This window comes from Terrabacter sp. Ter38 (genome assembly GCF_024519435.1).
Classification (GTDB): domain Bacteria; phylum Actinomycetota; class Actinomycetes; order Actinomycetales; family Dermatophilaceae; genus Terrabacter.
The window spans coordinates 209,338-221,998 of record NZ_JALJRZ010000006.1 but is presented as its reverse complement, the minus strand read 5'-3'; the positions used below and the strand labels follow the sequence as shown (position 1 = coordinate 221,998).

The window sequence follows — 12,661 nt, the reverse complement described above, 5'->3', positions numbered from 1 at the left end:
GGGCCGCCAACGGTGACGTCGACGGCGGCACCGTGACGGGCGGCGCAGGACGAGCTGCCTTGGCGCGGCTGAGGAGCGGGTCTCTGGGCGCCGACCTCAAGGCAGGCGTCGTGCTCGGCGTCGAGAGCGTCCCCGACGGACTGGCGAGCGGCGTCCTCGCGGGCGTCAATCCGCTCGCGGGGCTCTACGGCTACCTCTACGGCATGGTGGGCGCCGCGCTCTTCACGAGCAGTACCCTCATGGCCGTCCAGGCGACGGGAGCCATGTCGCTCGTCGTCGCCGACGCCGACCTGGGGTCGCGACCTGACCCCGAGCGGGCGCTCTGGACCCTGGCCGCCCTGACCGGTGTCGTCATGATCGTGGCCGGCCTGCTGCGCGGTGGAGTGTTGCTGCGCTTCGTGCCGAGCTCGGTCATGACCGGCTTCGTCACGGCCGTCGGCGTCAACATCGTGCTCGGGCAGCTCGGCGACTTCACCGGAGCCGAGACGTCCGGCGCCAACCGGATCATGCGCACCGTCGACCTGCTGATCCACCCGTGGCGGATCGACCTCATGACCCTGCTCGTCGGGGTGGTGACCCTCGTGCTCATCGTCGGGCTCCAGCGGACGCGCCTGGGCGCGCTCGGCCTCGTGGTCGCGATCGCCGTCGGCTCGCTGCTCGCCGGTGTGCTGGGCTCGCTCTTCGACGCGGACGTCGCCGTCGTCGGCGACATCGCGGCCGTCCCCCGCTCGCTCCCGCTGCCGGCGCTGCCGTCGCTCGGTGACGTGCCCTACCTCGCGCTGCCCGCGGTCTCGCTCGCCTTCATCGGGCTCGTGCAGGGCGCCGCGGTCTCGGCTGCGGTGCCGAACCCCGACGGGCGATCGTCCGTCGCCTCGCGCGACTTCATCGGCCAGGGGGTCGGCAACGTCGTCTCCGGTCTCTTCCGGGGCATGCCGGTCGGCGGCTCCATGTCGGCGTCGTCGCTCGTCGCGACGGCGGGCGGCCGAACGCGCCTCTCGCTCGCCTTCGCCGGTGGGGTCATGGCGCTCGTCGTGCTCGTGCTCGCCGGCGTGGTGGCCCTCGTCGCGCTGCCGGCCATCGCCGCGCTCCTCATGGTCGTCGGCGCCGGCGCGGTGAAGCCGGCGAGGGTGCGGTCGGTGATGCGCACGGGGACCGTCCAGACCGTCGTCCTCGCCCTGACCTTCCTGCTGACCCTGCTCATCCCGGTGCAGTACGCCGTGCTCGTCGGGGTCGCCCTCGCGATCGTGCTCCACGTCGTCGAGCAGTCCAACCGGGTGCGGGTCACCCGCCTCGACCTCGACGCCGAGGGGAGGGTGCGCCAGGGCGAGCCACCGGACACCGTGCCGGCCGGCGAGGTGCTCGTGCTCCAGCCGTACGGCTCCCTCTTCTTCGCCAGCGCCCCGACGTTCCGAGCCCTGCTGCCGCGCGTCGACGAGGGGTCACGGCACGCCGTCGTCGTGCTCCGGCTGCGCGGGGTCGACCAGATCGGGCTGACCCTCATCGACGTGCTCCGTGGCTACGCGCGGGAGCTGCAGGCCAAGGACGGCGTCCTCAAGCTCGTCGTCGACAACCGGCAGGTCCTGCACCAGATGGAGGCCGAGGGGCTCGTCGGTCTCGTGGGGCCCGACCACGTCTACCTCGGCACCGAGTGGCTGGGCCAGACCACCCGCCGGGCCCGGGCCGACGGACTGCGGCTCCTCGCCGAGTCCGGGCCGACCGACGGGGAGGCATGACCGCCTAGGCTGGACGTCAACAGGTGGTCCGAGGGGACCGTGACGACAGGAGGATGACCGTGGGCTTCCCGGAGAACGTGCTGGCCAAGGGAGAGAAGGTCGAGCGCGACCTGCACCCGCACTGGCTCACCGTCGTCGTGCCCACGATCTTCGGCCTGCTGCTGGCCGCGGCCTGCATCACCGTCGCCCGCGCCACGCCCGACGACGACACCGGCAACCGGATCCAGTGGATCGCCGTGGCCGTGTTCGTCCTCGTCGCGGTCCCGGCGGTCTTCGTGCCCTACCTGCGCTGGCGCACCACGCACTACGTCATCACCTCGCACCGCGTCATGGTGCGCCGAGGCATCCTGACGAAGAACGGCAAGGACATCACGCTCTCGAAGATCACCGACGTCAGCTTCCAGCAGACCGTGGTCGACCGGATCATCGGCGCGGGCTCCCTGCACATCGAGTCGGCCGGCGACAGCCCCGACGAGAACCTCACGAACATCCCGCGCAGCAACGAGGTCCAGCAGCTCATCAACCGCCTCATCGACGAGGACGACCTGCGCCGGCGCGCCCACGGCCGCGGCATGGTCGACGCGCCGGCCGCGGACCCGGGCTCCGCGGCCGGCGACGACGGCTACAGCGAGGACACGACGGCGATCCCACGCCAGCGGTCCGAGCGGTCCGACCGACCCGAGCTCGCGGAGGAGCGCCGTCGCCCGCGCGACCTCGGTGACGCCAGCGACCAGTCGCTCTGAGCCCGTCGCCGTACCCTGCCGCACGGCAGGCCCGTGTGGCATCGTCGGGTCATGACCTCCACTGTCGACGAAGCCGGTGTGACCGCGACCTACCGAGCGGCCCGAGACGCGCTGCTCGCCCTGCGTGGTGACCATGCGCGCGCCGTCCGCGAGTTCACCTTCCCCGACGTGGGAGACCGCTGGAACTGGGGCGTCGACTGGTTCGACGCCGTCGCCCGAGGCAACGACGGCGCCTGCCTGACGATCGTCGAGCGTGACGAGTCGTCGGCCTCGTACTCCTGGGACGAGATGGCCCGCCGCTCCGACCAGGTGGCCGCGCACCTCGCCACCCTCGGGGTGCGCCGCGGTGACTCGGTGATCCTCATGCTCGGCAACCAGGTCGAGCTCTGGGAGTCGATGCTCGCCGTCATCAAGCTCGGCGCCGTCGTCATGCCGACGACGACCGCCGTCGGCCCCGGCGACCTCGTCGACCGGATGGAGCGCGGCGCGGCCCGCGCCGTCATCACCAACGCGTCGGAGGTGCACAAGCTCGACGACGTGCCGGGCGACCACGTCCGCGTCGCCGTCGGTGGGGCCGACCCGGCCGGGACCGCCACGGCCGGCTGGGAACGCCACGAGGCGGCCTACGACCTCGAGGTCCCGCCCACCGACCACCCGGGCACGGCGCCCGACGACCGGATGCTCCTCTACTTCACGTCCGGCACGACGAGCCGGCCCAAGCTCGTCGAGCACACCCAGCGCTCCTACCCCGTCGGGCACCTGTCGACGATGTACTGGATCGGGCTGCAGCCCGGCGACGTGCACCTCAACATCAGCAGCCCCGGCTGGGCCAAGCACGCATGGTCGTCGTTCTTCGCCCCGTGGGCGGCCGAGGCGACGGCATTCGTCTACAACTACAGCCGGTTCGACCCGGCCGCCCTGCTGCGGGTCCTGCGCACGCACGAGGTCACCTCGATCTGCGCGCCGCCGACGGTGTGGCGGATGCTCATCAAGAGCGACCTGTCCGGCGGGCCGGGGTCGCTGCGCGAGGTCATCGGTGCCGGCGAGCCGCTCAACCCCGAGGTCATCGCGCAGGTCGAGAAGGCGTGGGGCCTGACGATCCGCGACGGCTACGGACAGACCGAGATGACCGCAGCGGTGGGCAACACCCCCGGCTCCACGGTCAAGCCCGGCTCGATGGGTCGGCCACTCCCCGGCTGCCCGGTCGTCGTCGTCGACCCGATCACGAACGTCCTTGTCACGGAGGCCGACTCGGACGGCAACCGTGAGGGCGAGATCTGCCTCGACCTGGCGCAGCATCCCGTCCCGCTCATGACCGGCTACCAGGGCGACGAGCAGCGCAACGCCGACGCCATGGCGGGCGGTTTCTACCACACGGGCGACGTCGCGTCGGTCGACGCCGACGGCTACATCTCCTTCGTCGGACGCACCGACGACGTCTTCAAGGCGAGCGACTACAAGATCAGCCCGTTCGAGGTCGAGTCGGTGCTCATCGAGCACCCGGCCGTCGCCGAGGCCGCCGTCGTGCCCGCGCCCGACCCCCTGCGCCTCGCCGTGCCCAAGGCGTACATCGCCCTCGCCCCCGGCCACGAGCCCGGCGAGGACGTCGCGCGCTCGATCCTCGCCCACGCCCGCGAGAAGCTCGCGCCGTGGCAGCGGGTCCGGCGGATCGAGTTCTTCGAGCTGCCCAAGACGATCTCGGGCAAGATCCGCCGGGTCGAGCTGCGCGGCCGCGAGACCGACCTCGAGGCGACCGGCGCCGACCAGCCCGCCAACGAGTGGCGCGACGACCAGTTCCCCGATCTCAAGGGGTGACGGGCAGCCCCGACGGTGCGGCCGGGGTCGTCGTGGCCGACGAGGCCGGGTCGTCCGAGGCGAGCGGCAGCGACCGCACCGTCGTCTCGTCGATGCGGCTGCAGATGCGTTTGGCCGGGTCCGGCTGGTCCTGCCCGGGCTGCTGGACGGTCGACGGGACGGGTCGGTAGGGGTCGATGCGGGCTCCGCTGATGACCTGCACGCTGTCGTAGGCCGGACGGCCCTCGAGCAGGTTGCGGAACGAGTAGCGGCTCAGCGAGGTCAGCTCGCACGACGTGCCGAACTGCGCGATGTCGAAGGAGTACGGCTGCCCGTCGAGCTCCTGCCCCGGGCCCTCGGAGTAGTGCGAGACGACCCCGCCGCCCGTGAAGGTGCCGACCTGGATCCGGTTGCCCTCGAGCGCCGGGGTGTGCATGTGCCCGTTGACGAGCAGGCGTCCGCGCTCGACCTGCTCGGCGGCATACGGCTCGTGCGTCACGACGACGTCGGGCTCGGGCTGGTCCGCCACGGCCGCGTTGTAGCGGTCGACGGCGGGCTTCGCCTTGGCCGTGGGGTCGGCGTTGTCGTCGCCGAAGTAGCGCGGGTCGTTGAAGCCGGTGATGCGCAGCCCGTGGAAGGTCAGCTCCCGCAGCGACCCGGCGGCGTCCTCGAGGAGCACGACGTTCGGGATGCGGGCGAGTCGGGCGACGACGGCCCGGTCGGTCGCCGACGACTGGTCGTGGTTGCCGCTCGTGAAGATGTAGGGCACGCCGAGCGACTGGATCGAGCGATAGAGGTCGGCGGCGTCGCCCTCCTGGACCCGGCCGAAGTTGACGAGGTCGCCGCTGTCGATGACGGCGTCGATGTCCTCCTCCGCGATGATCGTGCGCATCAGGGCGTACTGGTTCGCGCCGTGGATGTCCGAGACGAGCAGGAAGCGCGACGAGACGGGCTCGTCGACGTTGCCGGCGACGTACTTCTGCTGGAGCGCCTGCGTCACCGCGAGGAGGTTGCGGAAGTAGGGCGTCACCTGGGTGGCGCGCGCCTCGACGTCGGCGAGCAGGCCGGCGTTGCGCTGCACGACGCCGAGGACGCCGCTCGTGCGGTACTCCGCGAAGCGGCCCGGCTGGTAGGTCAGGGCGATCCCGCCGAAGGTCACGGCGGTCGCCACGACCATCGCGGACGCGACGAAGAGCACGTGGTGTCGACGGGTGGTGCGCTGCCGGATGTAGTGCGAGGCCAGGGCGAGGAGCACCGCGATCGCCGTCGCGCCGAGGAGGAAGCGGATGCCGACGCCGACGGCGGCCTGCGCGACCGCCGACGAGATCTCGTCCGGCGAGGGCTGAAGTGCCTTGATGTCGACGTTGGGCCGGGTGAAGAGGTTGGTGATCTCCTCGCGCACCGCGACCTGCACGTCGAGGCCGGGCGCGACGATGGGAGAGGCGAACTGGACGTCGACGTCACCGACGATCGTCGGCGCGTGGAGCACGGGCGAGTGACGCGGCACCGGGTCGAGGCGCAGGACCGCGCGGTACTGCGAGGTCTCGGCGACGGTCGGCGCGAGGTTGGTCGCGGCCACGCCTCCCAGGTAGCAGGCCGCGAGCACCGCGAGCCACTTGAGCACGTGCGAGGCCCGGCGCAGCCAGGGGCTGTCACCGGTCAGCAGGTCGCCCACCTGTCGCATCGCCTCACCCTAACCGGACCGGGAGGTGTCACCCGGACGGCACCGCCCGTTCACGTGCGGGTGGTGCGATGGGGCCGTCAGCGCATCGCAGCGAGGGGGAGTCATGGGGTCGACTCGTCGCAAGGCCGTCCTCGTCACGGCGCTCGTCGCGTATGCCGTCCTGCTCGTCGTCGGGCCACGGGTGCTCGGTGGGTCCGCCGGGATCGTCATCCTCGTGGCGAGCTTCGTCGTCGGCTTCGCCTGGCTCGTGCTCCTCGTCGCCCCGTGGGCGGCACGGGGTCGCGACCGTAGTCTGAGGCGGTGAACCTCGAGCACCGACCGAACCGGATCATCCTCGTGCGGCACGGCGAGTCCGAGGGCAACCTCGACGACACCGTCTACGAGCGCGTACCCGACCACCGGATCAGCCTGACGCCCAAAGGTTTTCAGCAGGCCCGCGACACGGGTGCCGCGATCCGGGACGTGCTCGACGGGGAGTCGGTCGAGGCCTACGTCTCGCCGTACGTGCGCACCAGGCAGACCCTCGAGGCGCTCGCCCTGCCGGTGGTTGAGCGGGACGTGCGGGTCGAGCCGCGCCTGCGCGAGCAGGACTGGGCCAACTTCCAGGACCCCGTCGACATCGCCCAGCAGAAGGCCGAGCGGGACCGCTACGGCCACTTCTTCTACCGGTTCAGCCACGGCGAGTCCGGGTCGGACGTCTACGACCGCGTGTCGACGTTCCTCGAGTCGATGCACCGCAACTTCGAGACGCCGACCGCGCCGCGCAACGTCGTCATCGTGACGCACGGCCTGACGATGCGGCTCTTCTGCATGCGGTGGTTCCACTGGAGCGTCGACTACTTCGAGTCGCTCGACAACCCCGAGAACGCCCAGCCCGTGGTGCTGCTGCGCCAGAAGGACCTCCACTACAAGCTCGAGGCGCCGTTCACGCAGTGGAACCCCGACGTCGTGCCGACCGATCGCGAGCGCTCGAGCTGGCTCTGACCGCCGGGGTCAGAGGTACTGCCCGGTGGGTCCGGACTCGCCGGGGTGGTGCTCGCTGGGCTGCATGCCGGGTGGGGTGCCGTAGGAGGCGCCCGGGCCGGCCGGCAGCGCGCGCATCTGCTGGAGCTGCTGCTGCGCGGCCATCTGCTGCGCGACCAGCGCGGTCTGGATGCCGTGGAAGAGCCCCTCGAGCCAGCCGACGAGCTGGGCCTGGGCGATCCGCAACTCGGCGTCGGTCGGGGAGTCGTCGCGGAAGGGCAGGGCGATCCGGTCGAGCTCGGCGACGAGCTCGGGCGCGAGGCCGTCCTTGAGCTCCTCGATGGAGCGGTGGTGGACGTCGGCGAGGCGACGGCGCCCGGCCTCGTCGAGCGGCGCGTTGCGCACCTCCTCGAGCAGCTGCTTGATCATCGACCCGATGCGCATGACCTTGGCCGGCTCCTCGACGAGGTCAGCCGGGTTGGTGCGCTCGCGCTCGCGTCGCTCCTCGCGGCCCTCCGGGTGGGGACCGGCGCCGTCGGGGCGATCCTCGCCCTGGGCGTCCGCGACGCCCATGCCGTCGGGCGTGACGACGACGATGCGCGGCTCGTCACGCTGGGAGTCGGAGTCGGAGTCGGAGTCGGAGTCGGTGTCGGTGCCCTGGCCCTGTCGGCTCGCGTCGTCGCTCATGCGCTCCATCCTGCCTCACCGCGCAGGTCGAGCGGTCGGGGCCCGCGCGTTCCCCGTCAGGTCGCACGGGCCCCTCCTCGTCCTCCGGCCGACGCTGGTCAGTGCGAGCCGGCCGTGGCGAACCACGGATGGTGCAGGTCGTGGTAGCGGACGTCGCTCATGGCCTGGTCCATGTCGGCCATCTGCTCCTTCATCTCCGGCGGCATGTCCTTCTTCTCGCCCTCACGGGCATCTGCCTCGGTGCGGAACGCCATGGTCTGCGTGAACCAGCCATCGGCGTCGACCGCGATGGTGCCGCCGAGGATGTCGGGCCGCTCCGTGTGGAGGGTGTCCATCGGCATGTCGCGCATCATCCGGAACTTCTCCTGGTCGCTGATGCGCCCCTGGATGACCTGGACGAACTGCGCGTCGTCCGACCCGCCGTCGAGCATCATCGTCACGTCGTCGCAGTCGTGGAAGGTGACGCCGCCGTCGAAGCACTTCTCGGTGTCGGCCCACCAGGCGCCCTGCTCGGGGCGTTCGCTGTTGCGCATCGCCGACTCGCGAGAGTCGAAGCGGACGACACCGATGAACTCGTTGTCGTCGTCGATGCCGTACGTGCCGCCGAGCCAGCCGGCCGCGCCGGGCTCGAGCTCTTCGCGCCAGGCGTCCATGCGGCGGTGGAGCATGTCCGCGTCGTGGGTCTTGCCCTGAATCACTTGGATGAACACTGCAGGTGCCTCCCGGTACTCGTGTGGTGGGAGGGCCGCTTCGTGGCGAAGTGGTCCACCGGTCAACGGTACGCCGGTGGTGGGCAGCGCGTCAGGGGACGAGTCGGACACAGCCGGATCGTCCCGCTGCACAGGGCGGCTCAGGTGGTGAGGAGGATCTTGCCGATGTGGCCCGAGGCCTCCATCTCGCGGTGCGCCTCGGCAGCGTGCTCGAGGGGGTGACGCGAGTGGATGACGGGACGCACCGCGCCGGACTCGATGAGGGGCCAGACGTGCTCGCGGACGGCGGCGACGATGGCCACCTTCTCCGTCGCGGGGCGGGCCCGCAGCGAGGTGGCGATGACGGCGGCGCGCTTGGCCAGGAGCATGCCCATGTCGAGCTCGCCCGTGCGGCCGCCCATGAGGCCGATCGTCACGAGGCGCCCGCTGATGGCGAGGGCCTCGACGTTGCGGGAGAGGTACTTCGCGCCCATGTTGTCGAGGATGACGTCGGCGCCGTGACCCTTCGTGAGGTCGCGGACGCGCTCGACGAAGTCCTCCTCGCGGTAGTTGACGAGGAACTCGGCACCGAGGTCGCGGCACACGTCGAGCTTGGCCTGGCTGCCCGCCGTCACGGCGACGTGCGCGCCGACCGCCTTGGCCAGCTGGATGGCCATGGTGCCGATGCCGGAGCTGCCGCCGTGGACGAGGAGCACCTGGCCCGGCTGGATGTTGGCGACGAGGAAGACGTTGGACCAGACGGTGCACGTCACCTCCGGCAGCCCGGCCGCGTCGACGAGCGAGACGCCGCGCGGCACCGGCAGCAGCTGCTCGGCCGGCGCCACGACGCGCTCGGCGTAGCCGCCTCCGTCGATGAGGGCGCACACCTCGTCGCCGACCTGCCAGTCCTCGACGCCCTCGCCGAGCGCCGCGATGGTGCCGCTCACCTCGAGGCCGGGATACTCCGAGGCGCCTGCAGGCGGTGGGTAGTGACCGAGGCGCTGCATGACGTCGGCGCGGTTGACACCCGCGGCGGCGACATCGATGACCACGTGCCCCGGCCGCAGCTCGGGGTCGGGCACCTCGTCGAGGACGAGGCTGTCGGCGTCTCCTGGCTCGGGGATCGTGATGGCGCGCATGGGCCGAGCCTATTGACCCGCGGCCCGCGCACGCACGCAGGCCCCGCCGGGCCCCGCGCTGTCCGGGGTGACGTGCCATACGCGTCCCGCGCCCGCCACGGACCCGTCCGACCGCAGGAGCGTCCCCTCGTCGATCGCGACACCGCTCGGCGCCTGGCCGGCGGCGACCAGGGCGACGAGGCGCGACACGTTGCCCCACTGGGACGCATGCACGTCGACGGCTCCCGGCACGAGGCCGATGCCCCCGACCACGGCGACGTCGTCGAGGTCCTCGTTGCTGTCCTCCGGGCAGACGGGCCGCCCGTCGAGGAGCCAGCCGCCGATGACCGCGTGGGAGCCGGCGATGGCCGCACCCGCGGAGAAGCCGGCATACGGCACACCTGCGGACACCAGCGCGCGGATCCGGGGGTAGGCGCCCGCGAGCGACGCGTGGTACTCCGGCGTCGGGCCGCCGCCGACGAAGAGGCCGTCGACCCCGTCGAGGGCCGCCGGGTCCATCGGCGTGCCCTCGGCCACCCGCTCCACGACGAGGTCGTGACCACCCACGAGACCGAGCGTGTCGACGTACTTCTCGTGGTACTCCAGCGAATCGGGATCGGTGCCCATGACGACGAGCAGGATGCGCGGGGTGCCGTCGGCACGACGCGCGGCGGCTTCGACGAAGGGTCCGTAGAGCGTGGCGGCGAGGGCGTCGTCCCAGCCGCCGCCGATGAGGTGGATGTCCATGTGTCAGCGTCTTCCTGTCGGGCTCGGGCTGAGACGGCGGGCGATGTCGTCGGCGGCGAGACGGGCCCGGGCCACGAGCTCGGCCACGTGCTCGGCGCTCGCGTCCGGGGTGCGCAGCGTCAGGGCGATCGCCGCGAGCGGCCGGCCGGCGCGGTCGAGCACGGGCACGGCGACCGACGACAGGTCGGCCGTGACGGTGCCCTCCTCGCGGGCGTAGCCGTCGGTGCGCGTGCGGGTGAGCACGCTGCGCAGCTCGCCGAGGGACCGGGCCCCCCCGCCGCTGCGTTGCACGAAGGACGCCCGGTCGGGGTAGAGCGCCCGCACCTGCGTCGCGGGGAGGGCGGACAGCATGGCGAGCCCGCTGGCTGTCAGGTGGGCGGGGAGGCGCACGCCGACGTCGGTGACGAGCATCGGCTGCCCGGGCGCGCGTTCCTCGAGGAGGTAGATGACGTCGCGCCCGTCGAGCGTGGCGAAGTGGGCGTTGCGGCCGCACTGGTCGACGAGCCGCCGCATGGCCGCCCGCGCGACGCGGGCGAGGGGCGCCTGTCGCTGGTAGGCCGAGCCGAGCTCGTAGGCCGCCTGGCCGAGCCCGAAGCGCCGCTCCTCGACGTAGTGGGTGACGTAGCCACGGCTGTGCAGCACCTTGAGCAGGTGGTAGACGGAGCTGCGCGGCAGGCCGAGGTCGCGGGCGATGGACGCGGCGGGCACCGGCTCGGCGTGGCGGGAGAGGTGCTCGAGGACGTCGAGCGCGTTGGCGGCGGCCGGGGCGTTGGACACGTGGGCCACCTCCTGTCCGCGGTCGGGATGACGTCTCGCATCCGAGACAATTGTCCCCCCTCGCGGGCCGACGCGCCAGCCGTTCGGGGGTTCGATGGGTCCATGAACGCAGCACCCGCCACCGCCGCCCCTTCGGTGACCGGAGCCGGCATCGTCACGGTCGGCACCGGTCCGCTCTCCTTGGACGACGTCGTCGCCGTCGCCCGCCACGACGCCCGGGTGGAGCTGTCCGCCGACGCCGAGGCCGAGATCGCCCGCAGCCGCACCGTCATCGAGGACCTCGCGAACGACACCGTCGCCCACTACGGCGTCTCGACCGGTTTCGGCGCGCTCGCCACCCGTCACATCCCGACGGCGCTGCGCGCCCAGCTGCAGCGCTCGCTCGTGCGCTCGCACGCCGCCGGCGCCGGGCCCGAGGTCGAGCGCGAGGTCGTGCGCGCCCTCATGCTGCTGCGCCTGTCGACCCTCGCGACGGGCCGCACCGGCGTGCGCCTCGAGACCGCGAGGACGTATGCCGCCCTGCTCAGTGCCGGCATCACCCCCGTCGTGCACGAGTACGGCTCTCTCGGCTGCTCCGGCGACCTCGCGCCGTTGTCGCACTGCGCGCTCGCCGCGATGGGCGAGGGGCCGGTGCGCCTCGCCGACGGCACGCTGACCGACGCGGCCACGGCCCTGCGCGACCACGGGATCGAGCCGGTCGTCCTCGCCGAGAAAGAGGGCCTGGCCCTCATCAACGGCACCGACGGCATGCTCGGCATGCTCGTCCTCGCCATCCACGACCTGCGCCACCTGCTCAAGGTCGCCGACGTGTCGGCCGCGATGAGCGTCGAGGGCCTGCTCGGCTCCGACAGCGTCTTCGCGCCCGACCTGCACGCGCTGCGGCCGCAGGTGGGCCAGGGTGAGTCGGCTGCGAACATCCTCGCCGTCATGGCGGACTCGCCGATCCGCGAGTCGCACCGCACCGAGGAGTGCACCCGCGTGCAGGACGCCTACTCCCTCCGCTGCGCGCCGCAGGTGCACGGTGGCGCCCGCGACACGGTCGAGCACGCCGCCCGCGTCGCCGCGGCCGAGCTGGCCTCGGCCGTCGACAACCCCGTCGTCACCCCCGACGGCCGGGTCGAGTCCAACGGCAACTTCCACGGCGCCCCGGTGGCCTACGTGCTCGACTTCCTCGCCATCGTCGCGGCCGACGTCGCGTCGATGGCCGAGCGCCGCTCCGACCGCTTCCTCGACCAGGCCCGCAACCACGGCCTGCCGCCCTTCCTCGCCGACGATCCCGGCGTCGACTCGGGCCTCATGATCGCGCAGTACACCCAGGCCGCCATGGTCTCGGAGATGAAGCGCCTCGCCGTCCCCGCCTCGGTCGACTCCATCCCGAGCTCGGCCATGCAGGAGGACCACGTGTCGATGGGCTGGTCGGGTGCCCGCAAGCTGCGCCGCTCCGTCGACGCGCTCGGCCACGTCCTCGCCATCGAGGTGCTGACGGCGGCGCGCGGCATCCAGCTGCGGTCCCCGCTCGAGCCGTCGCCCGCCACCGGCGCCGTCATCGCTGCGCTGTCCGCTCGCACGAACGCGGCGCCGGGGCCCGACCGTTTCCTCGCCCCCGACATCGAGGGCGCCCACCGGGCCGTGACCGACGGCGACGTCCTCGCCGCCGCTGAGTCCGTCACCGGCCCCCTCCGCTGACCCCACCCCCAAACCCACCCCCAACCCCACCCCCAACCCC

At 72.4% G+C, this 12,661-nt stretch carries 12 protein-coding genes; 6 read left to right on the top strand and 6 right to left on the bottom strand.

The window, feature by feature from the left end; all coding sequences use genetic code 11:
• The first annotated feature begins 59 nt into the window (after positions 1-59).
• From NR112_RS14305 to NR112_RS14295, 3 genes are read left to right on the top strand one after another with little or no spacing between them, the layout of a single operon-like run.
• Entirely contained in the window at positions 60-1,733 is a 1,674-nt protein-coding gene (locus tag NR112_RS14305) for a SulP family inorganic anion transporter (RefSeq protein ID WP_256794977.1), read from the top strand.
• A gap of 53 nt (positions 1,734-1,786) precedes the next feature.
• The gene (locus NR112_RS14300) at positions 1,787-2,476 is read left to right on the top strand and encodes a PH domain-containing protein (RefSeq protein WP_256794976.1); all 690 of its coding nucleotides are present in this window, start codon (positions 1,787-1,789) and stop codon (positions 2,474-2,476) included.
• Between the two features lie 51 nt (positions 2,477-2,527).
• Positions 2,528-4,291 (top strand): AMP-binding protein, encoded by a 1,764-nt coding sequence (locus NR112_RS14295; protein WP_256794975.1) that lies wholly within the window; start codon positions 2,528-2,530, stop codon positions 4,289-4,291.
• Here the strand turns inward: NR112_RS14295 and NR112_RS14290 are convergent.
• Positions 4,281-5,954, bottom strand: coding sequence for a metallophosphoesterase (locus tag NR112_RS14290; RefSeq protein ID WP_256794974.1), 1,674 nt, complete (start codon positions 5,952-5,954; stop codon positions 4,281-4,283). The two genes, NR112_RS14295 and NR112_RS14290, sit on opposite strands and share 11 nt — an antisense overlap.
• A gap of 103 nt (positions 5,955-6,057) precedes the next feature.
• Between NR112_RS14290 and NR112_RS14285 the strand changes: the two genes are divergently transcribed.
• A complete protein-coding gene (locus NR112_RS14285; protein ID WP_256794973.1) occupies positions 6,058-6,258 on the top strand; it encodes a hypothetical protein in 201 nt (66 codons plus the stop codon).
• Complete coding sequence (locus NR112_RS14280; RefSeq protein ID WP_256794972.1) at positions 6,255-6,938, top strand: phosphoglycerate mutase family protein; 684 nt, start codon at positions 6,255-6,257, stop codon at positions 6,936-6,938. The genes NR112_RS14285 and NR112_RS14280 overlap by 4 nt, the downstream gene beginning before the upstream one ends.
• A gap of 9 nt (positions 6,939-6,947) precedes the next feature.
• Here NR112_RS14280 and NR112_RS14275 read toward each other — a convergent pair whose 3' ends face one another.
• From NR112_RS14275 to NR112_RS14255, 5 genes are all read right to left on the bottom strand, one after another.
• A complete protein-coding gene (locus tag NR112_RS14275; protein WP_256794971.1) occupies positions 6,948-7,604 on the bottom strand; it encodes a proteasome activator in 657 nt (218 codons plus the stop codon).
• Between the two features lie 98 nt (positions 7,605-7,702).
• Positions 7,703-8,314 (bottom strand): hypothetical protein, encoded by a 612-nt coding sequence (locus NR112_RS14270; RefSeq protein ID WP_256794970.1) that lies wholly within the window; start codon positions 8,312-8,314, stop codon positions 7,703-7,705.
• 140 nt (positions 8,315-8,454) lie between these two features.
• Positions 8,455-9,432 (bottom strand): NAD(P)H-quinone oxidoreductase, encoded by a 978-nt coding sequence (locus NR112_RS14265; RefSeq protein ID WP_256794969.1) that lies wholly within the window; start codon positions 9,430-9,432, stop codon positions 8,455-8,457.
• Positions 9,433-9,441: 9 nt separating this feature from the next.
• Positions 9,442-10,158 (bottom strand): Type 1 glutamine amidotransferase-like domain-containing protein, encoded by a 717-nt coding sequence (locus NR112_RS14260; RefSeq protein ID WP_256794968.1) that lies wholly within the window; start codon positions 10,156-10,158, stop codon positions 9,442-9,444.
• Positions 10,159-10,161: 3 nt separating this feature from the next.
• Positions 10,162-10,935: an IclR family transcriptional regulator gene (locus NR112_RS14255; protein WP_256794967.1), complete on the bottom strand. Its 774-nt coding sequence runs from the start codon at positions 10,933-10,935 to the stop codon at positions 10,162-10,164.
• 102 nt (positions 10,936-11,037) lie between these two features.
• Between NR112_RS14255 and hutH the strand changes: the two genes are divergently transcribed.
• A complete protein-coding gene (gene hutH, locus NR112_RS14250; RefSeq protein ID WP_256794966.1) occupies positions 11,038-12,621 on the top strand; it encodes a histidine ammonia-lyase in 1,584 nt (527 codons plus the stop codon).
• Positions 12,622-12,661: the final 40 nt, after the last annotated feature.

Coding starts and splice junctions, on each gene's coding strand:
- NR112_RS14300 (WP_256794976.1), top strand. CDS start 1,787: ATGACCGTGGGCTTCCCGGAGAACGTGCTGGCCAAGGGAGAGAAGGTC.
- NR112_RS14295 (WP_256794975.1), top strand. CDS start 2,528: ATGACCTCCACTGTCGACGAAGCCGGTGTGACCGCGACCTACCGAGCG.
- NR112_RS14290 (WP_256794974.1), bottom strand. CDS start 5,954: ATGCGACAGGTGGGCGACCTGCTGACCGGTGACAGCCCCTGGCTGCGC.
- NR112_RS14285 (WP_256794973.1), top strand. CDS start 6,058: ATGGGGTCGACTCGTCGCAAGGCCGTCCTCGTCACGGCGCTCGTCGCG.
- NR112_RS14275 (WP_256794971.1), bottom strand. CDS start 7,604: ATGAGCGACGACGCGAGCCGACAGGGCCAGGGCACCGACACCGACTCC.
- NR112_RS14265 (WP_256794969.1), bottom strand. CDS start 9,432: ATGCGCGCCATCACGATCCCCGAGCCAGGAGACGCCGACAGCCTCGTC.
- NR112_RS14260 (WP_256794968.1), bottom strand. CDS start 10,158: ATGGACATCCACCTCATCGGCGGCGGCTGGGACGACGCCCTCGCCGCC.
- hutH (WP_256794966.1), top strand. CDS start 11,038: ATGAACGCAGCACCCGCCACCGCCGCCCCTTCGGTGACCGGAGCCGGC.